16 protein-coding genes, 1 tRNA gene and 2 pseudogenes are annotated in these 21,424 nt (G+C 72.5%); 8 read left to right on the forward strand and 11 right to left on the reverse strand.

What is annotated here, in order from left to right:
* Nucleotides 1–108: 108 nt before the first annotated feature.
* Complete coding sequence (locus ACLF6P_RS13455; RefSeq protein WP_415950435.1) at nucleotides 109–1,734, reverse strand: dynamin family protein; 1,626 nt, start codon at nucleotides 1,732–1,734, stop codon at nucleotides 109–111.
* Nucleotides 1,735–2,123: 389 nt separating this feature from the next.
* Between ACLF6P_RS13455 and ACLF6P_RS13460 the strand changes: the two genes are divergently transcribed.
* The 3 genes and pseudogenes from ACLF6P_RS13460 to ACLF6P_RS13470 all read left to right on the forward strand — a co-directional run.
* Nucleotides 2,124–2,196, forward strand: a tRNA-Arg gene (locus ACLF6P_RS13460).
* 269 nt (nucleotides 2,197–2,465) lie between these two features.
* Nucleotides 2,466–2,621, forward strand: a pseudogene (locus ACLF6P_RS13465) (TerD family protein); the annotation flags it as partial.
* 304 nt (nucleotides 2,622–2,925) lie between these two features.
* A pseudogene (locus ACLF6P_RS13470) lies at nucleotides 2,926–3,279 on the forward strand (Rossmann-fold NAD(P)-binding domain-containing protein); the annotation flags it as partial.
* A 55-nt stretch (nucleotides 3,280–3,334) separates the two neighbouring features.
* Here ACLF6P_RS13470 and crcB (ACLF6P_RS13475) read toward each other — a convergent pair.
* Genes crcB (ACLF6P_RS13475) through crcB (ACLF6P_RS13485) form a run of 3 tightly spaced genes read right to left on the reverse strand, consistent with a single transcriptional unit; the run spans nucleotide 3,335 to nucleotide 4,467 of the window.
* Nucleotides 3,335–3,709, reverse strand: a complete 375-nt coding sequence (gene crcB, locus ACLF6P_RS13475) for a fluoride efflux transporter CrcB (protein ID WP_415950437.1) — start codon at nucleotides 3,707–3,709, stop codon at nucleotides 3,335–3,337.
* Nucleotides 3,706–4,053, reverse strand: coding sequence for a DUF190 domain-containing protein (locus ACLF6P_RS13480; protein ID WP_415950439.1), 348 nt, complete (start codon nucleotides 4,051–4,053; stop codon nucleotides 3,706–3,708). Before ACLF6P_RS13480 ends, crcB (ACLF6P_RS13475) begins: the two co-directional genes overlap by 4 nt.
* Before the next feature lie 6 nt (nucleotides 4,054–4,059).
* Nucleotides 4,060–4,467, reverse strand: a complete 408-nt coding sequence (crcB, locus tag ACLF6P_RS13485) for a fluoride efflux transporter CrcB (RefSeq protein WP_415950441.1) — start codon at nucleotides 4,465–4,467, stop codon at nucleotides 4,060–4,062.
* A 126-nt stretch (nucleotides 4,468–4,593) separates the two neighbouring features.
* Here crcB (ACLF6P_RS13485) and ACLF6P_RS13490 point away from each other — a divergent pair, with 126 nt between their 5' ends.
* From ACLF6P_RS13490 to ACLF6P_RS13500, 3 genes are all read left to right on the forward strand, one after another.
* Nucleotides 4,594–5,079 carry a TOBE domain-containing protein gene (locus tag ACLF6P_RS13490; RefSeq protein WP_415950442.1) on the forward strand — a complete coding sequence of 162 codons (486 nt, stop codon included), beginning with the start codon at nucleotides 4,594–4,596 and terminating at the stop codon, nucleotides 5,077–5,079.
* Nucleotides 5,080–5,102: 23 nt separating this feature from the next.
* Entirely contained in the window at nucleotides 5,103–5,894 is a 792-nt protein-coding gene (modA, locus tag ACLF6P_RS13495) for a molybdate ABC transporter substrate-binding protein (protein ID WP_415950443.1), read from the forward strand.
* A 73-nt stretch (nucleotides 5,895–5,967) separates the two neighbouring features.
* Nucleotides 5,968–8,046, forward strand: coding sequence for an ABC transporter permease (locus ACLF6P_RS13500; RefSeq protein WP_415950506.1), 2,079 nt, complete (start codon nucleotides 5,968–5,970; stop codon nucleotides 8,044–8,046).
* 72 nt (nucleotides 8,047–8,118) lie between these two features.
* On the opposite strand, the gene ACLF6P_RS13505 is transcribed toward ACLF6P_RS13500, so the two are convergent.
* The 3 genes from ACLF6P_RS13505 to ACLF6P_RS13515 all read right to left on the reverse strand — a co-directional run bounded on the left by ACLF6P_RS13505 (nucleotide 8,119) and on the right by ACLF6P_RS13515 (nucleotide 11,419).
* A complete protein-coding gene (locus ACLF6P_RS13505; protein WP_415950507.1) occupies nucleotides 8,119–9,417 on the reverse strand; it encodes a chloride channel protein in 1,299 nt (432 codons plus the stop codon).
* 233 nt (nucleotides 9,418–9,650) lie between these two features.
* The gene (locus ACLF6P_RS13510; RefSeq protein ID WP_415950444.1) at nucleotides 9,651–10,061 is read right to left on the reverse strand and encodes an SHOCT domain-containing protein; all 411 of its coding nucleotides are present in this window, start codon (nucleotides 10,059–10,061) and stop codon (nucleotides 9,651–9,653) included.
* A complete protein-coding gene (locus ACLF6P_RS13515; protein WP_415950445.1) occupies nucleotides 10,058–11,419 on the reverse strand; it encodes a hypothetical protein in 1,362 nt (453 codons plus the stop codon). The genes ACLF6P_RS13510 and ACLF6P_RS13515 overlap by 4 nt, the downstream gene beginning before the upstream one ends.
* 392 nt (nucleotides 11,420–11,811) lie before the next feature.
* Between ACLF6P_RS13515 and ACLF6P_RS13520 the strand changes: the two genes are divergently transcribed.
* Nucleotides 11,812–12,474 (forward strand): hypothetical protein, encoded by a 663-nt coding sequence (locus ACLF6P_RS13520; RefSeq protein WP_415950446.1) that lies wholly within the window; start codon nucleotides 11,812–11,814, stop codon nucleotides 12,472–12,474.
* A gap of 246 nt (nucleotides 12,475–12,720) precedes the next feature.
* Nucleotides 12,721–13,470 carry a class F sortase gene (locus tag ACLF6P_RS13525; RefSeq protein ID WP_415950447.1) on the forward strand — a complete coding sequence of 250 codons (750 nt, stop codon included), beginning with the start codon at nucleotides 12,721–12,723 and terminating at the stop codon, nucleotides 13,468–13,470.
* On the opposite strand, the gene ACLF6P_RS13530 is transcribed toward ACLF6P_RS13525, so the two are convergent.
* The 4 genes from ACLF6P_RS13530 to ACLF6P_RS13545 all read right to left on the reverse strand — a co-directional run bounded on the left by ACLF6P_RS13530 (nucleotide 13,388) and on the right by ACLF6P_RS13545 (nucleotide 21,072).
* Complete coding sequence (locus ACLF6P_RS13530) at nucleotides 13,388–15,301, reverse strand: AMP-dependent synthetase/ligase (RefSeq protein WP_415950449.1); 1,914 nt, start codon at nucleotides 15,299–15,301, stop codon at nucleotides 13,388–13,390. The genes ACLF6P_RS13525 and ACLF6P_RS13530 overlap by 83 nt on opposite strands.
* 238 nt (nucleotides 15,302–15,539) lie before the next feature.
* Entirely contained in the window at nucleotides 15,540–17,198 is a 1,659-nt protein-coding gene (locus ACLF6P_RS13535; protein ID WP_415950451.1) for a vWA domain-containing protein, read from the reverse strand.
* Nucleotides 17,199–17,446: 248 nt separating this feature from the next.
* Nucleotides 17,447–18,379 (reverse strand): ABC transporter permease, encoded by a 933-nt coding sequence (locus tag ACLF6P_RS13540; protein WP_415950453.1) that lies wholly within the window; start codon nucleotides 18,377–18,379, stop codon nucleotides 17,447–17,449.
* On the reverse strand, nucleotides 18,376–21,072 hold the full coding sequence (locus ACLF6P_RS13545) for an alpha/beta fold hydrolase (RefSeq protein WP_415950454.1): 2,697 nt from the start codon (nucleotides 21,070–21,072) through the stop codon (nucleotides 18,376–18,378). Before ACLF6P_RS13545 ends, ACLF6P_RS13540 begins: the two co-directional genes overlap by 4 nt.
* Nucleotides 21,073–21,424 lie beyond the last annotated feature (352 nt).

A 21,424-nucleotide genomic window follows, 5' to 3' on the forward strand; every position in this document is an offset into this window, starting at 1 on the left:
GCCCCTCGGTCGGCCCCTTCGTCGGCGCGGAGTCGCCCCCCGCGTCCGTCACGGTCTCGGGCGCGGGCTCCTGCCCGCCGGTGTGGTCAGTGACGGCAGTCACCACGTTCACCTCTCCTTCTGCAGTACGGACAGGGCGGCGATCAGCTCGGCCTGGGGTTCCGGCTGGACGTCGAGGGCGTCGAGGGGTGCGAGTCTGCGGTCCCGTTCGGTCTGCAGCGCCTTCTCCACGTAGGCGCTGAGCAGCCGCCCGCCGCGATCGCGCAACGCGAGCGCGGCCTGCGCCCCGATCCGCTCGGCGAGCGACTCGCCCGCCGAACGCGCCCTGCGCCCGCCGAGCAGCGCCGTGGCGAGGAGCGCGGTCACGGCCTCCGTGTCCGGGAGGTCTCCCCTGCCCGAGCGGGAGTTGGCCGGCTCATCGAGCCCGCGCAGTTCGTCCTCCACGTACTCCTCGAGCTCGCGCCGCCAGCGCCGTACGCACAGTCCGATCCGGTGCTCGGCGCCTTCGCCGTCGCTCTCGCGCACCGCGAGATCCCGCGCGGCGGCCTCCCGCCGCCAGGACTCGTCGATCCGCCGGTCGGCGGCGGAGGCCGCGCAGAGGAGTACGGTGCCGAGGCTCTCGACCACGGCGTCGAGCAGCTCGGCGGCCGTGCAGTCCAGCGGATACGCCCGCCACCGCGCGAGCGCCCCGCCCGCAAGGACCGCCCCGGCCTGCAGCCGCCCGCGCACCCGTGTCCGCTCGTCCGCGTACGCCTCGTCGGCGACGGCAGTCAGCCGCACCGTGGCCGCGTGCTGTGCGGCGATCGCGCCGGCCAGCTCGGGCATCCGCGCGTTCAGCGAGTCGAGCAGCCCCGTAGCCGTACGGCTCAGCGCGAAGGCTCTGGCCTGGTCGTCCTGTACGCGATGCGTCAGCCAGGCCCGCAAGGGAGCCACGGCCGTGGCGGGCAGCAGGCCGCCGCCGCCGGTCGACTCGGGCAGCTCGGGCACGGTGAACCGGGGAACCTCCCCCAGACCCGCCTTCGCGAGCAGCGCCCCGTACTGCCGCGAGACCTCGGCCACCACCTGATGCGGTACCCGGTCGAGGACGCTCACCAGCGTGGCGTCGTACTCCTTGGCGGTGCGCAGCAGGTACCACGGGACGGCGTCGGCGTAGCGCGCGGCGGTCGTGACCATCACCCAGACGTCGGCCGCGCAGATCAACTCGGCGGCGAGTTCCCGGTTCCCGGCCACGAGCGAGTCGATGTCGGGGGCGTCCAGGAGCGCGAGCCCGCGCGGGAGCGTGAGCGCGGTCTCGATCCTGAGGGCCCGCTCCCCTTTCCTGGCCTCCCCCTCCCGTACGCCGTGTTCGGGGCCTTGCGGCGCCCATACGCGGGTGAGCTCGGGCAGCACCCTGAGGTCGGCGAACCAGTGGTGATCGTCCGGGTGGCAGACGAGCACCGGGGTCCGCGTCGTGGGCCGCAACACCCCCGCCTCGCTGACCTGCCGTCCCACCAGCGAGTTCAGCAGCGTGGACTTGCCCGCGCCGGTCGAACCGCCGATCACCGCGAGCAGGGGCGCCTGGGGCCGGGTGAGGCGGGGCACAAGATAATCGTCGAGCTGGGCCAGCAGCTCCTGACGGTTCACCCGCGCCCTGGCCGCACCTGGCAACGGAAGCGGGAAGCGCGCGGCGGCGACACGGTCGCGCAGGGCGGAGAGTGCGTCGAGCAGCTGAGGCCGTACGTCCAAGGTCACCACATGTGAAGAATGCCCAATTTTGTTGCTTTTCTGAAGGATATGAACCTCTCTGCGCGCCGATGGTCGTCTGATCGACACGAATCGCGTACGGAGAGGACTCGCGTACGAGAGGAAGCCGCCCCACCCGGGGCGGCCGGCGGCGCCTCCGCCGGAACAAGGGGGACGACTGGGGCACAGGCATAACGAGTGCACAACACCCGGGGCGCGGAATGTTGAAAGTGGTGCGAGATTCGCACCTGCCTGCGAGGATCGGAACCCGCTTCACCCGAACTCCACAACGTGCCACGGAGCTGAAGCGCACGGGACACGGTACGGCGACCCCTATCCTTGTCCCCGGCAAGGTCACGGACCTCCCCCAGTCCACCGACCCGGCCACCGGCCGCACACCGGCCCCCGTAGCTCAGCGGATAGAGCAGGTGCCTTCTAAGCACTTGGCCGCAGGTTCGAGTCCTGCCGGGGGCGCCGCTCATCGGCCCCACTTCGGTGGGGCCTTTTTGCTGGTAGGGGTGGTTCTCGGTCGGTAGCGAGGGCGTCAGGGAGGCGGCCTCGGATGGCCCGTCCTGTCCGGCTGGAACCGGCCAGAGGCGACCTTCGGCGGCCGTTCGGCCCGAAAACCGCCCGAAGTTTCGGGGCGATCTCCCGGCAGGACCAAGGGGCAAATCGCCATTCGGGTTGAAGGCGCGATCATGCCCGGATCATCCTTCTCACCGGGCGTCGATGCCCCGGCCACGGCCCAGGCCACTCTGGACGCCGCCACCAGCGAACGCACCCTGCTCCTCGCCGAGATCTACCGCCGGGGCCCGACGTGGCGCTTCCGCGCCCTCGGCCAGGGCTACGACCATGGCCTGGAGACCCTCGTACGTGGATACGGCGTCGACGTGGAGTAGCCCTCGTCGCCTGCCAGATGGCGGGGCCCCGGTCCATCGGGTCCAAGAGGGAGGGCTCGTGGTTGCGCTGCCCGTACCGAGCGTCTCCGCGAGGTCGGGGTTCCGGGCTGTCGTCCAGGGGAACATCGGTACAGCGCTTGCCGGTGAGAACGATCTTGTTCAGGGTGTGAGGGTGCTGACGCGGTTCTCGTACTCGCGCCGGGCCTTGCGCTGAGCCGCGACTGCGGGGAGGCCTTGCCCGGCATGTCGAGGGTGACCGGCAGCTCCGGGGCGGGCGCCGGGAATCGTGACGAGGTCGGGGATCGACGACGTCATGCTGGAGCGGGGGTACGAAGGGCTGCGCGCCTGCTGCCGCAGCAAACTCGCCCTGATCATGGCAACGTTCGAGCTGGCCGCGGAACTCGACGGCACCGGCGTCACAGTCAACACGCTCCATCCCGCCCACCTGATGGACACCAGCGGGGTCCGTGCCTACGGACTGGCTCCGGCGACGACGGTCGATGAGGGGGTGCGGCCGACGGTACGGCTGCTGCTCGATCCGGATCTGGAGTCCGTCACCAGACGCCACTTCAACCAGTTCACCGAGGAACGGGCCCACGAACAGGCCTATGACCGCGAGGCCCGCAGGCGTCTGATGGCATTGACCGAGGCACTGCTGGCGGCTCGCGGGCAGCGCCCGGCGGGCACGCGAGCAGTCGTCGAGGACGGCGGGCTCACTCCCACAGCGCACCGGCCACACTGACCCCGAGCCAGACCGCGCCGAGTCCCGCCACCACCGTGGCGAGGACGTTGACGGCCGCGTAGCGGCGGGCGCCGGATTCGGCGAGGCGGAGGGTCTCGTAGGAGAAGGTCGAGTACGTGGTCAGCGCGCCGCACAGGCCCGTGCCCAGGAGGAGTTGGGTGTGGGAGGAGGCCGCGCCCGCCGTCACCGCGCCGGTGAGCAGGCCGAGGAGGAAGGAGCCTGCCAGATTGACGGTGAAGGTTCCCCAGGGGAAGAGCGAGTCGTGGCGGGACTGCACCGCGCGGTCGGTGAGGTAGCGCAGCGGGGCGCCGATCATCGCCCCGGCCATCACGAGCAGCCAGGTCACCTGCCCTTCTCCCGGCCCACGTAGCGGATGACCTCGCAGTCGTCGAGGATCACCAGACCCTCGGTGACCAGCTCGTCGAGCTGCGGCAGGAAGGCCCGGATCCGTTCCTCGGCGTCCACGATCACGATGGCGAGCGGCAGGTCCTCGGAGAGCGAGAGCAGCCGTGCGGTGTGGATGAGCGAGGAGGCGCCGAAGCCCTCGACGCCGCGGAAGACGCTCGCCCCGGCGAGCCCCGCCTCTCGGGCCCGGTGCACGATCTCGGTGCTGAGCGGGCGGTGGTGCCAGGTGTCCTGCTCACCGATGAAGATGGTCACGCGCAGCGCGGAACCGGTCAGCCTCGTCATCGCCGTTCACCTCCACGCCAGTACGCGCCGCGTCCCGGCGACCGCCGTCCACACCGCCGCGAGGGCCGCGAGCAGTGTCAGTGCCAGATACGCGAGGCCGGTACGGACCTGGCCCGCGTCGAGAAGGTGCTGGATGTCCACCGCGTACGTGGAGAACGTGGTGAAGCCGCCGAGCACCCCGGTGCCGAGGAACGGCCGCACGAGCGGGTGGGCCGTCCACACATCGGTGATGACGACCATCAGCACACCGATCAGCGCGCACCCGGCCACGTTCACCGTCAGGGTCGTCCACGGAAAGGCGCCGGGCGCGGTCGGCCACAGCACGGAGGCTCCGTGGCGGGCTGTCGCACCGCAGGCACCTCCCAGCGCGACGGCGGCCACGACCGACCCCTGCCTCCGCCACCAGTTCCGCACCCTCTCAGCCTACGACGCGGCCCGGCGGGGTAGATCATCGGAGGTTCCTCCATGTGATCCGCATGTGCCATGGATATCCCTACAGTTGCTTGCAGATGCCAGGAAATCAGCCTTACCTTTGCGCATATGCAGTCTTACACCATCGGCCAGGCAGCGCGGCTGCTCGGCGTCAGCCCCGACACCGCCCGGCGGTGGGCGGACGCCGGACGGGTCACCACCCATCGCGACGAGGCGGGGCGCCGCCTCATCGACGGGCGTGATCTGGCGGCCCTCGCGATCGAGGTCGGGCAGGGCGGCCAGGGAGGTCCAGGGGGGCAGGGAGGTCAGGGAGGCCAAGGAGGCCAAGGAGGCCAGAGCGGACCAGGTGGGCCCGGTGGCCAGGGCGGTCGCGGCGAGGACGAGGGCTTGTACACCTCTGCCCGGAACGCCTTCCCGGGCATCGTCACCGCCGTGAAGCTCGGCGATGTGGCGGCGCAGGTGGAGATCCAGGCGGGCCCGCACCGGCTCGTGTCGCTGCTGACCAGGGAAGCGGTCGAGGAGCTGGGGCTCGAGGTCGGGATGCGGGCCACCGCTCGGGTCAAGTCGACGAACGTACATATCGACCGCGTCTGAGCGGCCTGAGCAAGGAGCACCCCATGTCCCACCTGCAGACCCGCCGCCGGTTCGCCGCCGCGCTGGCGACCGCCGCCGTTCTCGTGCCGCTCGCCGGATGCGGCGGGGCGGGCGGGAGCGGTGACGGGGATGCCTCGGGGACCGGGCTGACCGTGCTCGCCGCCTCCTCGCTCACCGATGTCTTCGAAACCGCGGGCGCCGTATACGAGAAGGCGCACCCGGGGACGACGGTGACGTTCTCCTTCGCCGGTTCGCAGGAGCTTGCCGCCCAGGTGAAGCAGGGTGCGCCGGCCGATGTGCTGGTCACCGCCAACCGGAAGACGATGGACGACGTGATGGACGACGTACGGGCCGACACCGGGGACCCGGCGGTCATCGCCAGGAACCGACTGGTCATCGCGGTCGGCAAGGGCAATCCGAAGGGCGTCGAAGGGATCGGGGACCTCACGAGGAACGACCTGAGGGTCGTGCTCGCCGCGCCCGAAGTGCCCGTCGGCCGCTACAGTCGGCAGGTGCTCGACCGGCAGGACCTCGCGGTGAAACCGGTCTCGCACGAGCCGAACGTGCGGGCCGTGCTCTCCAAGGTCGCGCTCGGCGAGGCCGATGCGGGGATCGTGTACGAGACGGATCTCGCCGCCGCCGGGGGGAAGGCCCAGGGCGTGGCCGTCCCGGACGCGCAGAACGCCATCACCGACTACCCGGCCGCCGCGCTCAGGACCTCCCGGAACGCCGAGGCCGCCGCGGAGTTCGTGAAGTGGCTGGGCTCCGACGAGGCGCAGAAGATCCTCACGGACGCCGGTTTCCAGAAGGCCTAGGAACCACGCGATGAAGAGCACCGCCAAGAGAACCGCCAAGGGAACGGCTAAAAGAACCGCGAAGCGAAGCGCGATGAGCGCCTCGAAGCGCGCCCACGCGCGGTCCGGTCGCCGGGCCCCCGTGACCCTGGCGGCTCCCGCACTGCTCGCCATCGCCTTTCTGCTGCTGCCGCTCGCGGGCATCCTCTCGCGTACGCAATGGGGCGAGCTCGCCGGTCACTTGACCAGCCCGGGTGTCACCGAGGCGCTCCGGCTCTCGCTGTACGTCTCCTTCTGGGCGCTGGGTCTGTCACTGCTCCTCGGGGTACCGCTGGCGTGGCTGCTCGCGCGGGTCGAGTTCCGCGGGAAGGCGCTGGTGCGCTCGCTGGTGCTGCTGCCGATGGTTCTGCCGCCGACGGTCGGCGGGGTGGCGCTGCTGCTCGGGTTCGGGCGGCGCGGGCTGCTCGGGCCGTGGCTGGAGGACAGCTTCGGCATCGTGCTGCCGTTCAGCACGGCCGGTGCGGTGATCGCTGCGACGTTCGTGTCGATGCCGTTCCTGGTGATCAGCCTGGAGGGCGCGCTCGCGGGGCTGCGGCCTGCGTACGAGGAGACCGCGGGATCGCTCGGGGCCTCGCCGCTGCGGGTGTTCCTCACCGTGACACTGCCGATGGTCGCGCCCGGTCTCGCCGCGGGGGCCGCACTCACCTGGGCGCGGGCGCTCGGCGAGTTCGGTGCGACGATCACCTTCGCGGGCAACCTGCCTGGCACCACACAGACGCTGCCACTGCAGGTCTATCTCCTGCTCCAGGACCGGCCTCAGGCCGCGACCTCCGTCTCGCTGCTGCTGCTCGCCATCGCGATGGGCGTACTGATCGCGCTGCGCGGACGGTGGACGGGTGGCGGAACGGCGGACCGTACGGCGGCGGGCGGGGTGCGGCGGCGCTCCCGTAGACCTTTCCGTACGGGCCCTGACTTCCGTACGGGCCCTGGCTTCCGTACGGGAGCGGCGGACGCCGACGCCGCGGACGCCGTGGACGCCGACGCCGCGGGCGCCGCCGCGGCCGGAGTCTCTGCCTCCGCCCCCGCGGCAGTGCGCGAGCGCTGGCCGCTGCACGCCGAAGTCACCGGTTTCAACCAGCTCGCCCTGGACGCGGACCCCGGCACCACCATCGCCGTCGTCGGCGAGAACGGCGCCGGGAAGACCACCCTGCTGCGTGCCCTGCTCGGGCTCACTCCCCGCGCCCACGCCGAGCTGCGGCTCAATGACCTGGACGTGAGCGCTCTGCCCCCGCACCGGCGGGGCGTGGCCTGGGTGCCGCAGGAGGGAGCGTTGTTCCCGCATCTGAGCGCGCTCGCCAACACGGCCTACGGGCTGCGCGCCCAGGGGACCGGGCGGGCGCAGGCCCGTCGGCGGGCGCAGGAGTGGCTCGACCGGCTCGGCGTCGGACACCTCGCCCACCGCAGGCCGCACGAGCTCTCCGGCGGGCAGGCCCAGCGGGTCGCCCTGGCGCGGGCGCTGGCACCTGACCCGCGCCTGCTCCTGCTCGACGAGCCGCTCGCGGCCCTCGACCAGACCACCCGCGCGCAGGTCCGCCACACCCTGCGCACGCACCTGGCCGACTTCCCCGGGGTCTGTCTGATCGTCACGCATGATCCGGTCGAGGCGGTGTCGCTGGCCGACCGGGTGCTCGTCCTTGAGGACGGCCGTACGCTGCAGGACGCCTCGCCCGCCGAGGTCAGCCGGCATCCGCGTTCGCCGTGGGTGGCGCGGATGCTGGGCCGTAACGCCCTTGCCGGGACCGGGAGTACGGACGGCACGCTGCGGCTGGCGGGGGGCGGGCGGCTGGTGGTGGCCGATCCGCCGGCGGCCGGTGCGCCGGTGCTCGCGATCATCGCGCCCGAGGCGGTCTCGCTGCACCGGCAGCGGCCCGAGGGCAGTCCCCGCAACGTCTGGCCGGGGAGGGTCCGGGAGATCACGGCGCTGGGCAGCCGCCTGCGCGTCCTGGTCGGCGGCGGCACCGGGGAGGCTGGGGAAACCGGGGAGGCCTGCGGCCCCTCACCCGACCTCGTCGCGGAGATCACCCCGCAGGCCGCGGCCGAACTCGGGCTCGCCGAGGGCACCTCCGTGTACACCAGCATCAAGGCGACCGAGGTCACGCTGGTGCACACCTGAGATCCTCGACGCCGAACAGGGCCGGAGAAGGGGACTGCGAAGGAGTGAGCGGGGAGGCGGGGAACAGGCGGGTCAGTTGGCGTCCGGTGCACGCACCACGTCGTCGCGTCGGGGCACCAGTTGCGCGGCGAGCAGGGCGACCACGACCGCGGTGACGATCAGCGGCATCTGATCGTACGCGTCGTCGCCGATCAGAAGCACCGTCAGGACCGCGCTGCTCAGCGGCAGGCCCGTGACGACCGCGGCGCCCGCCGCCATGCCGAGGGCGAGCGCCGGTGTGGTGCCGAGGCCGGGCAGGCCCGAGCAGGCGATGCCGAGCGCGGCGCCGAGCAGGACGGCCGGGAAGATCGGGCCGCCGCGGAAGCTTCCGAGGCAGATCGTCCAGGCGATGCCTTTGAGGAGGAAGAGCAGCAGCAGCGTGCCGACGGACCAGTGGTGCGGGTCCGCGGCAAGCGCGCCGAGCATGGACTGGCCGGAGAGCGCGGCCTCTTCGGGGGAACGGTCGGTGAGCAGGCCGTACGCCGCGAGCAGGACGCCGACCGCGAGGGCGCACAGGACGATACGGCTCGCCGCGCGCCGGTTCACCCAGCGTTCGACGACGTAGCCGAGGCTGCGCAGGTGTCCGATGCCGAGGCCGATCAGGGCGGCCAGCGGGATGCCCCACAGGAAGTCGCCGGCGTCCGGGGTCATGTCCGGCGGCACCTTCGGCAGCGACAGAGCGCCGATGGACAGGCCCGTCCAGTCGCCGAAGCCGGTGAAGACCAGCGCGCCGGTGGCGCTGGCGATCAGACAGGGCAGCAGCAGGACCACGAGCGCCGCACCGCCGAGCCCGGCGCCCTCGACGACGAGGACGGCGGCGATGACGGGACCGCCGAAAATGCTGGAGATCGCGGCGGTCGATCCGGCGGTGGCGAGCAGCATCGGTGCCTTGGCGGCCCCTGGGCCCTGCTGTTTCAAGGCGCGTACGCCGAAGACCGCGAGCCCGCCGCCGATCGCCATCAGCGGCGCCTCCGGGCCTAGGACGACACCGAGCGGCAGGGCGGCGAGCGCGGCGAGCACCACGCCGGGCAGATCGGCCGGACCGATCGGCGCGCCGCCCAGGCCGTGCACGGGGACATGGCCGCCGTGGCCGCGCATCCTCGTGATGACGGGTGCGAGGATCAGCCCGGCGATGAGCAGGGCGGGCAGCGGCCACCACCAGGGGGCCTGCTCGTAGCCGAGCGCGTCCGGGAGTTCCTCCCAGACGGCGTGCTGGATCTCGTGGTTCGCGGTGAGGAAGGCGAAGCAGGCGAGGGCGACGGGGATGCCGATCAGCGCGCAGAGCAGCAGCAGCCTCAGGTAGCCCGGGCTGAGCAGCGTGCTGCGCAGCAGGGCGGGGCCCTGGTCGGTGGATCCCTGGTCGGTGGAGCCCCGGCCCGTGGAGCCCCGGCCCGTGGAGCCCCGACCGGTCGGGCCCTGGCCCGGAGCGGTGGGCTGCTGCGCGTCGGAGTCCAAGGCGTCGCTCCCGCCTGTTCGTCGGGTCCTGAGGGGCTGTTGTCAAACCCCGCTTCGGATCAGGCCACTCGGGCCCGGAGAGGGGTTTGACAACAGCCTCTGAAGCGAGCTCAGGAGAGGAACTTCTCCTTGGCCTTGGCGAACTCCGCCTCGCTCAGCGCGCCGCTCTCCTTGAGCTGCGCCAGCTTGGCGAGTTCGTCGGCCCTGGAGGGTCCGGCGCCCTGGGGGCCTGCTGCTTCGCGCACGTACTCCTTGAACGCCGCCTCCGACTTCTTGGCCTGCGCGACGTCCCGCTCGCCCATCGACTTGCCGCGGACGATGACGTAGACGAGGACGCCGAGGAACGGCAGCAGGATCGTGAAGGTCAGCCAGCCCGCCTTGCCCCAGCCGCTGAGGTCGTCATCGCGCAGGATGTCGACAATGATCTTGAAGAGCAGGAAGAACCAGAGCACCCACAGGAACAGCAGGAGCATGGTCCAGAACAGGTTGAGGATGGGGTAGTCGACGGCGAGGGTGGTCATGACGTGCTCCTTCGTGAGGGGTCGGGAATGGGGGGTTTCGGTCCGGCCAGGAAGTCCACGACGGCCAGCGCGAAGAGCAGGGCGAGCGCGAGACCGAGGACCACCCAGCCCGTGGGGTGGCTCCAGAGCAGATACGTCAGGACGGCGGCCGCGACGAGCGCCCGGACGATCCACCTGCGGTGGGCGGCGACCCAGGTGCCGAACGCGCCGAGGTTCAAGCCCGCGCGGTCCGCGGTGCCGCGTGCTGCGCCGATGCCCGAGGACCACAGGTTCCGTACGAGGAGGGCCCGCCGCCCCTTGCCGGTCAGCCAGGCAGCGAGAGCCACGACGATGCCGAGGGCGACGACCATCCGCACGGTCGTCCGCAGGAACCGGGTCAGCGCGTCGTAGACGGAACCGGCCGCGGGCTGTGAGACACCCGCGGGCAGCGCGTCCAGATACACCGGCCGGAAGACGGTGAGCGCGATCCCGAGCAGGCCCACCGCGACGGCGACGCACAGCGCGGCCGTGACCACGGCGCGGCGGCGGCTGCGGGCCAGCAGGACCCCGGCGGCCACGAGGAGCAGGGCGATGACCGGCAGCCAGTTGCCGGCCAGCTGGAGCAGCCGGAAGCCGGTACGGGCCTTGGTGATGTCCTCGGACCGGGCGACCTCGAATTCGGTGTGCACCTCGGGGATCTGCTCGGCGATGCTCAGGCCGGAGTCGACGAGCCGCTGCTTGACCTGCTCGACGACGGGCGCGAGGTCGACGGTGACGGCGCCGTCGTCGCCGAGTTCCACCGCGCCGCCGCCCTCGCCGGTGAGGGCCTTGTTCACGGCGGCGTGCGCCCTGCGGTTCAGGCCGGTCCACAGCGTTTCGAAGGCGTCGGAGGCGACGACGTCGTGTGCCTTGTCGTTCACGAAGCTGCGTACGGCGCCTTCGAGCGAGTCGCCGAGCTTGCCCAGGGCCTTGTCCGCGAGCGGGCGTTCCTCGTCGGTGAGCGAGGCGAGGAGATCGTCCAGATCGATGTGGTCCATCGCGGCATCGGTGACGCGGGCCGCGACGGCGTCCTGCACATCAGGGTCGGAGGCCAGCGGCTGCACCGTGTCCACGTAGCGGTCGGTGTCGCCGATGACATCGGCGGTCCAGGCCGAGACGACGCCGAGCGGGGCGAGCAGACAGCCGAGGACGATGAGGACGGTCGCGAGCAGGGACCGACCGCGGTGCCGGGGGCGGCCGCTCCCGGCCTCCTGCCCGGATTCCTGCCCGGATTCACTTCCGGCCGCCTGTCCGGCTTCGAGGGCGGCGACCCTCGCACGAAGCCGTTCGAGCTCCTGCGCCTCATCGCCCGCGCCCTGCTGTTCCGGTTCGTCCGGCACGGCGCCCACCTCCAGGTCTCGTGCTGCTCAGCAGAACCCGGACGTGGGACGACGGCGATCGGTGCGCGCCGTTCAGGTGAACTCGGCGGTTCACGTCGGCTGCTTCCTCGGGGTGCCGGGCGCCCTGCCTCCGGCCCGCTCTCCGCACGGCTCCAGCCCGCGCCCTGCGCACGTCGGTCGTGCGTCGGCCGTGCGTCGGCCGTGCGTCGGCCGTGCGTCGGCCGCGTGTCAGCCGTACGGAGCAGCCCGTCACCCGCTCGCCCGGCCCGGGGGCCTTCCCGCATGCGGTCCGGCCCCGCAGCCACTTGGCTCCAGGGGATGGAGCGCGGGCATCAGGCAGTCACGGCGGCAGGGCAGGGTGCCGTCGGCCCGGGTTCCCGGGAGGCATACGCATGCGGAAGCAGCGGAACTTGCGACGGACCGTCCTCACAGCAGCCCCGGTCGTAGCGCTCGCGGTGCTCGCGGGCGGCGCCGCGCTGACGCTGCTGCCGAAGGAGGCGCCCGAGGAAGGCGAGCGGGCGACGAAACCGGTGGCGGGCGGCAACTCCGCCGGGATCAAGGTGACCGTCGACGGCTCCACCGTGAAGGCCACCACCAAGGCCTGCACGAAGGGCGGCCGTGCCTCCCTGATCGGCGGGGGCAGCAGCAGCTTCGCCAGCGGTCAGCAGGCCAGGCTCACGGAAGGCTCGGCCACGTGGACCGGGGTGCGGCCCGGCAGCTACACGGTGGCCGTGGTGTGCAGCGGCGGTGACGCGGCCGGTTCGCAGCGCGTCACCATCTCGGGCGGCGCCACCGCCTCGCCCAGCACCACACCCCGTACGAGCCCGACGGTTCGCCCGACCGTCCCCGCGCCCGTGACCACGCCCACCGCGCGTCCCGATGTCGTTCCGCAGGGCCAGGTCGCGGCCGGGCTCGGCGGCGGTGCGCCCGAGCGGGTCGACACCTCGGCGCAGATCGCGGGCGGCGCGACCGCCGCCGTCACGGCCGGGGTGGGCGGCGCGCTCCTGATCCGCCGCCGCAACCGCCGCGCCACGGCGGCTCGCGGGGGCGCGTAGCGGCGTACTCCTCGGCCGCGCGCCCTGCCCGTGGGCGAGGGCGCGCCCGTACGACCCGGACCAGCATCCCCGTACGCCCTGCGAAGGTGACCCATGCCCGCACCCGGCCGCCACCGGCCCTCCGGCCGTCACCGGACTTCCGGCCGTCACCAGGCTTCCGGCCGCCACCGGCCCTCCGGCCGTCACCAGGCTTCCGGCCGTCACCGGATCCCGGGTCTCCCCGGTATCAAGGCCCCGCTCGCCGGTATGACCGCGCTCGCCGTCCTGGTCGGGTCGTGGTTCGCGGCCGAGGGGGTGCGGCATGCCGATGCCGTCGAGACGCAGCCGCGGCTCGCCGTGCGGGCGCCCGCCGGGAAGCAGCAGACGAAAGGGATCCCTGCGCTGGAGTCCTCGACGCCACTGGGCATCCGGATCCCGGTGCTCGGCGTGGAGTCCTCGCTGGTCGGCCTGGACGTGCTGCCGGACGGTTCGCTCGGCGCCCCCTCGCCGCTGACCCCGCAGCTGGCCGGCTGGTACCAGCGAGGCACGACGCCGGGTGCGGCCGGCACGGCGCTGGCCGTCGGGCACTACGACTCGGCGAACGGCCCCGCGGTCTTCTACCACCTCTCGCAGCTCGGCCCCGGCCACACCGTCGAGGTCGACCGCATGGACGGCCGCACCGCGGTCTTCACGGTGTACGACGTACGGACGCACGACGGCGACGCCTTCCCTGACACCGAGGTGTACGGCACCACCGGCCGCCCGGAACTGCGCCTCATCACCTGCGCCGGCGCCTACCGGCCGCCCGGCGCGAACGGTCCGGGCAGCCCGGGCGGCTACGAGGCGAACACCGTCGTGTACGCCCACCTCACCGGCGTCCGCAAGAAGCCGTTGCCGGGCCCGGAGCGGAGTTCGACACCGGCTCCCGGTGCGGTCAGCGCCCCTGGTACAGCTCCTCGATCTCCTTCTCGTACGTCGCCGTCACCGCACTCCGCTTCACCTTCATCGACGGCGTGAGCATCCCGTTCTCCTCGCTGAACTCGCCCTCGACCAGGCGGAACGCCCGAATCGACTCGGCGCGCGAGACCGCCTCGTTGGCGTAGTCCACGGCCTTCCGGACATCCGCGAGCATGCGCTTGTCACGGATGACCTCGGCGAGCGGGGTATCGGCCGGCATCTTCCGTACGGAGAGCCAGTGGGCGACCGCGTCCGGCTCCAGGGTGATCAGCGCGCCGACGAACGGGCGGTTGTCGCCGACGACCAGGCACTGGCCGACCGGCGGGCGGCTGCGCAGCCGGTCCTCCAGAACGGCGGGGGCCACGTTCTTGCCGCCGGTGGTGACGAGGATGTCCTTCTTGCGGCCGGTGATCCGCAGATAGCCGTCCTCGTCGAGGGCGCCGAGATCGCCGGTCGCGAACCAGCCGTCGTCCAGGACCTCGTCCGTAGCCTCTGCGTTGTTCCAGTACGAGCCGAAGACGATGCCGCCGCGGATCAGCACCTCGCCGTCGTCGGCGATCCGCACGGCCGTGCCCGGTACGGGCAGTCCGACGGTGCCGGGGCGCGGGCTGAGCGGCGGGGTGATGGTGGCGGCCGCGGTGGTCTCGGTGAGGCCGTACCCCTCGTAGATGATGATGCCGGCCGCGTAGAAGAAGAGGCTGAGGCGGTCGTCGAGCGGGGAGCCGCCGCTGATCGCGTAGCGCAGCCGGCCGCCGAGCTCCTTGCGGATACGGCGGTAGACGAGAAGGTCGTAGAGGCCCCAGGCGAGGTACGTGCCGAGCGAGGGCCCCTTGCCGGTGCCGAGGAACTTGCGCAGATACGCCTCGCCGAAGCGCACCGCGATCCGGTCCGCGCGCTCGAAGGACGCGCCGCGGCCGAGTTTCTCGGCGGTGGCGCGTCCTGTGTCGTGGATCTTCTCGAAGAGGTAGGGGACGCCGACGATGAACGTGGGGCGGAAGGAGCGGAGTTCGGGGCGCAGCTCCTCGGGTTTGATGCTCGGGCAGTGCGCGATCTCGATCCGGGCGAGCAGGCAGGCGATCTGGAGGGAGCGGCCCAGGATGTGGGCGAGCGGCAGGAAGAGCAGGGTGGAGGCGGTCTGGCCGGTGACCTCCTTGAAGACCGGGTGCAGGAGCTCGACCGTATTGGCGGCCTCCGCGTGCAGGTTGCCGTGGGTGAGGACACAGCCCTTGGGGCGGCCGGTGGTTCCCGAGGTGTAGCAGAGGGTGGCGATGGTGCCGGGGGTGAGGGCGGCGCGGCGGGCTTCGACCTCCTCGTCGGATATCTCGCGGCCCTCGGCGGCGAGTTCGGCAACGGCGCCCTCGTCGAGCACCCGGACGCGGGCCTGCTCGCCGACGGCGCTGCGGACGGTCGCGGCGTTCTCCGCGGTCTCGGCGATCACGAAACGGGCGCCGGAGTCCTCGGCGATCCAGGCGATCTGCTCGGCGGAGGAGGTGGCGTAGACGGGGACGCTCTGGCCGCCCGCCGCCCAGATCGCGAAGTCGAGGACAGCCCACTCGTAGCGGGTACGGGACATCAGGGCGACGCGGCCGCCGGGTTCGAGGCCCGTGGCGATCAGCCCCTTGGCGGCCGCGGTGACTTCGTCCGCGAAGGTGCGGGCGGTCACCGGCCGCCACCGGCCGCCCTCCTTGCGGCGGAGCACGACGGCTTCGGGGTCCTCGCGCGCGTTGGTGAAGGGGATGTCCGCGACGCAACTGCCGCTCTGCTCGGCGGCCGCGAGGGCGGGCGTGCGCGCCTCGCGCACCGTTACGCCCTCGCGGATGAGTTCGGTGCGGGCCCTCGCCGCCAGATCACTGCGCTGCTTCGCCCGCCGGAGGTCCTTGCGTACGCCCATGGTCGGCTCCGTGGTGGTGTGCCGCTGCTGCCGAGTTCCTTACGCACGGGTCAACTTACCCGCGCGTAGCGGATTTTCAACGCCTCCGGCGTACGGTTCGGAGGCGCCGGGCTCCACCGCTCCGCGGCGGCTGGGTCTTGTGCGCCGACGCCCCCACCCCCGGCCACCGGTGGGGCCCACGGCACGTTGCGCGGCGGCCCGGGGTCCGGGGCCGGTGCCCCGGACCCCGGGCCGACTCCTACAGCTCCCCTTCGGGTTCGCCGGTCCCCGATGCCGGGCCGGGCAGGGTGGGCAGGCCCAGGAGGCCGCAGGCCTGGTCGATGGCGGTGGCGAGGTCGCGCACCGCCGGGTCATCGGTCGACGCGGCAAGCCGGGCGGCCTTCGCGGCGAGTTCCGTCAGGGAGGGGGCGCCCGGAAGGGCCCCGTCCCGCGGGGGCGCGCCGGCCTCGCCGCCCTGCTCACACGCGCTGTCCGACTGGCACGGCCGGTAGCCGGACTCCGCGCGCAGCCCGTCCGCGAAGTACCCGGCGACCGCGGCGACCTGCAGCCCGTCATCCGTGCCGCCGCCCCACAGGGACCGGCCGAGCGCGCCCGCCTCGATCTGCTGCGATTCCTCGTGCGGGGTGCGGCTCTCGGGGTCGAGCCAGCGCACGCTCGCCGTCGCCACATGGCCGCTGTCGGCCCCGGGACGCAGCCGTACCGCGTACAGCGCCGTGACCGTGTGCCCGGGGCCGACCTCGCCGCCGTCGACGCGGTCGTCGCGGAAGTCCTCGTCGGCGACCATCCGGTTCTCGTAGCCGATCAGCTTGAACTGCCGGACGGTCTGCGGGTCGAAGGCGACCTGCGCCTTGGCGTCGCGTGCCACCAGCTCGATGTTGGCGGGCAGGTCGTTGCAGAAGACCTGCTCGGCCTCGGTGATGTCGGAGACGTACGTGGTGTGGCCGTCGCCCTTGTTGGTGAGCTGTTCCATCAGCTCGTCGCCGTAGTCGCTGCCGACGCCCACCCCGAACAGGGTGATCCCGTGCTCCTCGCGCTCGTCCTGGATGCGTTCCAGGATCGCGTCCGCATCGGTCTCACCGGTGTTGGCGAGCGCGTCGGAGAGCAGCACGACACGGTTGGTGGAGCCGCGCACCTTGCCTTCGACGGCGGTGTCGTAGCCCGCCTGCACCCCGGCGGCGACATTCGTCGAGTTGGCGGGTTCGAGGCCGTCGATCACATCGTGGATCCGGCCCTTGTTGCCGCCGATCCGGGTCATCCCCAGCACCGTCTCGGCCCTGGTGCTGAACGTCACGATGGCCACCCGGTCGTCGGGCCGCAGCCGGTCGGTCATCAGGCCGAGGGAGTCGCGCACGAGGTCGAGCCGGCCGGGTTCGGACATGGAGCCGGAGATGTCCACGACGAAGGTGAGCGCCGCGGGCGGGCGCCGCTCGCCGTCGCTCCCGCGCGTGGCGAGGCCGACCCGTAGCAGGGACCAGTCCTTCTCGTGGGTGCGGGCGCCGTCCACGGTCACCGAGAACCCGTCGCCGTCGGGCCGTTCGTAGTCCTGCCGGAAGCTGTTGACGAACTCCTCGGGCCGTACGTTCGCGGGCCGCGGCAGCCGCCCTTCCTTGAGGGAGCGACGGGCGTAGCCGTACGAGGCCGTGTCCACGTCGAGTGCGAACGTGGAGAGGTAGTCCGCCTTCTTGGGCGGCAGGACGTCGTCGCTCGCCTCGTCCCCCCGCGCCCCTTCGGCACCGCGCGGCTGATCGGGCGCGGGCATGGGCGCGCTGTCCTGCCTGCCGCCCCCCTCCTTGACGCCCCGGTTGCTGCCGTCCGCTCCACTTCCGCAGCCGGTGGCGAGCATCGCCCCGGCCATCACCAGGGCGAGCGCGCCCGTCCTGATCCGCAGCCGTCCCATTCAACTACCCCCTTGTCGAGCTTTCCTGCTGACTGTGACGTAGGGGGTGGGCGGAACGTGCGGTCCGGCCGGTTGCGGAACAGTTGCGAAGCGGCAACATCGATCGCGGGCCGGTAACGACGATCGCGGCGCGGTAACGGTCTACGGCGACCGCGGGCCGGTGGCGCCCCACGGCGAATGCGCCCCGGTGGTGCACGGCGACCGTGCCCCGGTGGCGATCTACGGCGACCGGCCGCCCGGCAGCGGTCTCAGGACACGATGTCCTTCCGGGAGAACGCCCGGAAGGCGAGCGCCGTCAGGACGACGGCATACGTCACCGACACGGCCGCGCCCTGCGCCATCCCGCCCCAGTCCAGCTCCGGCTGCAGCGCGTCGATCCACGCGAACTGCCAGTGCGCGGGCAGCACATCGCGCCAGTCGCCGAGCGCGGTGACGGCGTCGAGCACATTGCCGACGATGGTCAGACCCACCGCGCCGCCGACCGCGCCGAGCGGTGCGTCGGTCTTGACGGAGAGCCAGAACGCGAGCCCCGCGGTGACGAGTTGGGAGACGAAGACATACCCGGTGGCGATGAGCAGCCGTCCGGCCGCGTCCCCCGCGCCGATCCCGCCGCCGGTCGGCAGCTGCAGCGGCCCCCAGCCGTAGGCGGCCGTGCCGACCGCGAGTGCCACGAGCGGCAGCAGCACCATGGCGGCCGCGCTGAACGCGAGCGCCACGGCGAGCTTGCTCCACAGCAGCCGGGCCCGCGGCACGGGCGCGGCGAGCAGATAGCGCAGCGACGACCAGCTTGCCTCGGAGGCCACGGTGTCGCCGCAGAACAGTGCGACGGGCACCACGAGCAGGAACCCGGCCGAGACGAAGAGGCAGGTCGCCGCGAAGTTCGCGCCGGACTCGGTGGCGGTCTGCATCAGGGTCGGGCCGCGCTCGGCGTTCCCGTCGGGGGTGCCGCCGATCGCGAAGGCCGCGACCAGGATGAACGGCAGCGCGGAGAGCACCGCGCCCATCACGAGCGTGCGGCGCCGCTTGAGCTGGCGCAGCGCCTCCACCCGGAAGGGCAGGGTGCGTCCGGGCCGGTAGCCGGGGGCGGACTCGCCCGTCCCGGCCGGCGGCACGGCGACGGCGGTGGTGCGCTGCGCGGGCCCGCTCGCCTCGCCCGGCGCCGGGTCCGTCGTTGTGCTCATGCCGAGCCTCCGATCAGGTTCAGGAAGGCGTCCTCGAGCCGCCGGTGCGGTCCGACTCCGGTCACCGGTATGTCGAGGCGCAGGAGTTCGGCGAGCAGCTCCGGCACGCTCGCGCCGTCGAGCCGTACGAGCAGTCCGCCCTCGGTGCGGACCGCCGAGCCGATGCCGGGCAGGGCGTCGATCTTCTCGGCGAGCGCCTCGCCGACCGGCTCATCGGTGGACACGAGCAGCGTCTCGCCGGAGCCGGTGATCTCGGCGACCGGCCCGGCCTGCACGAGCTGCCCCCGGTCCATGACGACCAGGTGGGTGCAGGACTGTTCGACCTCGGAGAGGAGATGGCTGGAGACGATGACGGTGCGTCCGCCGGCCGCGTAACGGATCATCACCTCACGCATCTCGCGGATCTGCGGCGGGTCGAGCCCGTTGGTCGGCTCGTCGAGGATCAGGAGGTCAGGGAGGCCGAGCATGGCCTGGGCGATGGCGAGGCGCTGGCGCATGCCCTGCGAGTAGGTGCGCACGGCGCGCGCGAGGGCGTCGCCGAGCCCGGCGATCTCCAGGGCCTCCTCGATGTGGGCGTCCCCTGCGGGGCGGCCGGTCGCGGCCCAGTACAGCTCCAGGTTCTCGCGGCCGCCGAGATGCGGCAGGAATCCGGCGCCCTCGACGAAGGCGCCGACGCGGGAGAGCACCGGGGCGCCCGGCCGGATGGCGTGCCCGAAGACGCGGATCTCGCCGCCGTCGGGGGTGATCAGGCCCATGAGCATGCGCAGCGTGGTGGTCTTGCCCGCGCCGTTGGGCCCGAGCAGGCCGAGCACCTGGCCCTGCTCGACGCGGAAGCTCAGCTCCCGTACCGAATACCGCTCGGACTTGCCGTATTTCTTGCTCAGTGCGGTGATCTGCAGCGGCACTTCGGCAAGTGCGGGATCGGCGGGCGGGGCGGCCGCGCGGCGTCGGGCGCTCAGGAACAGTCCGGCCGCGAGCACCACGCCCGCGAGCGGCAGCAACCACACCCAGGCGGGCAGGGCAGCCGCTTCGGTGCGCAGGCCGGGCGCGGTGGGCACGCTCAGGTCGTCGAGCAGCGTCACCTCGTAGGTGGCGGGCTCGGCGGGTGAGGCATAGCCGAGGTCGGTGGAGGAGACGGCGAGGCGCAGCCTGTGCCCCGCCTGCACCTCGTGGTCGATCGCCGGGAGGGTGAGCCGCACCTCCTTGCCGTCCTCGGCGCCGGTGACGCGGAGTGGTGCGACGAGCTGGGCGGGCAGCACCTGCCGGTCTCCGTCCGGCGCCACGTCGTAGACCTTCGCGAAGAGCACCGCCTCGCCGCTGTCGGACTGCACGCGCACGCGTGCCGTGGGCGCACCGGTGATCCGGAGGTCCTGCTTCAGCGGTTCGGAGTCGAAGGCCGCGAACTGGCCGGGGAAGTCGAGGGAGAGCCCGCCGAGGCCGAGCGAGGAGAGCTGTCCGAGCCCGCCGCCGAGGCCGGGCACGGTGGAGATCGCGGGCGGGCCGGCACCCGCCGGGTTCTGCAGGGACCTGGTGCCCTTGGCCAGCTCGATCCTGCGCAGCCCCGAGGCAAGGCCCGGGTACTGGCCGTCGGTGGCGCCTCGCAGCCGGGCCCGCCCGTCGGTGGAGTCCACTCCCCCGGTGCGGGTCACTCGGAAGGCGGGGCCGGTGTCGGCGCTCTCGTCCTGTTTCAGATAGCGGTCGAACCAGTTGTGCACGCGTGCCTGCGCCCGCGCGGTCTCCAGGTCGCCGCCGTCATGGCCGCCGGCGATCCAGTCGACGGCGACCGGGGCGCCGTTGTCCCCGATCGTCTTCGCCATCGCATCGGCCTGGCCGAGCGGGAAGAGCGAGTCGGTCTGGCCCTGCAGGATCAGTGCGGGCACCTTGATCCGCTCGCCGACGGCGGAGGGGCTGCGCTCGGCGAGGAGTTCGCGGGCCGCCGCGTCCGGTTTCCCGGCGACCGCGACGCGCTGGTACATCTCGCACAGGGCCTGCTCGAAGTTCGCGCAGCCGCCGCCGGTGGAGACGAAGATCCCCGCCCACAGCTTCTTGAAGACGCCCTCGGGCAGCAGCGCGTCCGCCAGGTTCCAGTACGTGATCATCGGGGCGATGGCGTCCACGCGGGGGTCGTGTCCCGCGGCGAGCAGCGAGACCGCGCCGCCGTACGAGGCTCCGGTGACGCCGACGCGCGGGTCGCCCTTCTTGTCGAGCCGCACCTCGGGGCGCTCGGCGAGCCAGTCGATCAGCGCGGAGACATCGGCGACCTCGGCCTGCGGATCATTCAGCCCGATCTTCCCGGTGGATTCGCCGAAGCCGCGCGCCGACCAGGTCAGGACCGCATAGCCCGCGCGCGCGAGCTCCTCGGCCTGCGCCCGTACGTCCTTCTTGCTGCCGCCGAAGCCGTGTCCGATGAGCACGGCGGGCCGCTTCACCGAGGCATCGCCCGCGGTGAAGTACGAGGTGTCGATCCGTGCCCCGTGCATGGCGAGCACCCGCTCGCTGCGGTGCACGGCGGGCTTGTCGTCGGCGGCCACCGCCGTCCACACCCCGGCGCCGGCGAGCAGCGCGAGGACGGCGCCCACGGCGGCGAACCGGCGGGTGCGCGACCGGGCGCGCGGGCCCGGCACGGCGCCCTCGCGCCGGAGCCGGAGCCGGGGCCCGGGCCGGGGCCTGAGCCGGGGCAGTCGAAGATCCATGCGTACGAGCCTAAGCGGCGCCTGTGACAACCGCGGCCGCCGCCGGACCGAATCCACCGGCCTCCCGTGGACGTACGCGGCGTGCCCGGCATACCGCAGACGCAGTACGCGGCGGTCCATCGGAAACAGGCCGGATAAGGCGCACCTTACTCGACGCATTACCGGCATTCCGGAAGGGGAGCGCCAGCAGTTCTGATGGGCCGTCAAAAGCTGTGTCGGGCAGCCTTCACATGTCATTGACATCTCGGGCACCGGGCGCGCTAATGCGACGACCGCACCGAGCCGCACCGCGGAAATACCTGCACACCACAACAGAACACCAGAAACCGGCCACCCTTTCCCGCGCCAACAG

It is taken from the genome of Streptomyces lothianensis (assembly GCF_047779955.1).
GTDB lineage: Bacteria > Actinomycetota > Actinomycetes > Streptomycetales > Streptomycetaceae > Streptomyces.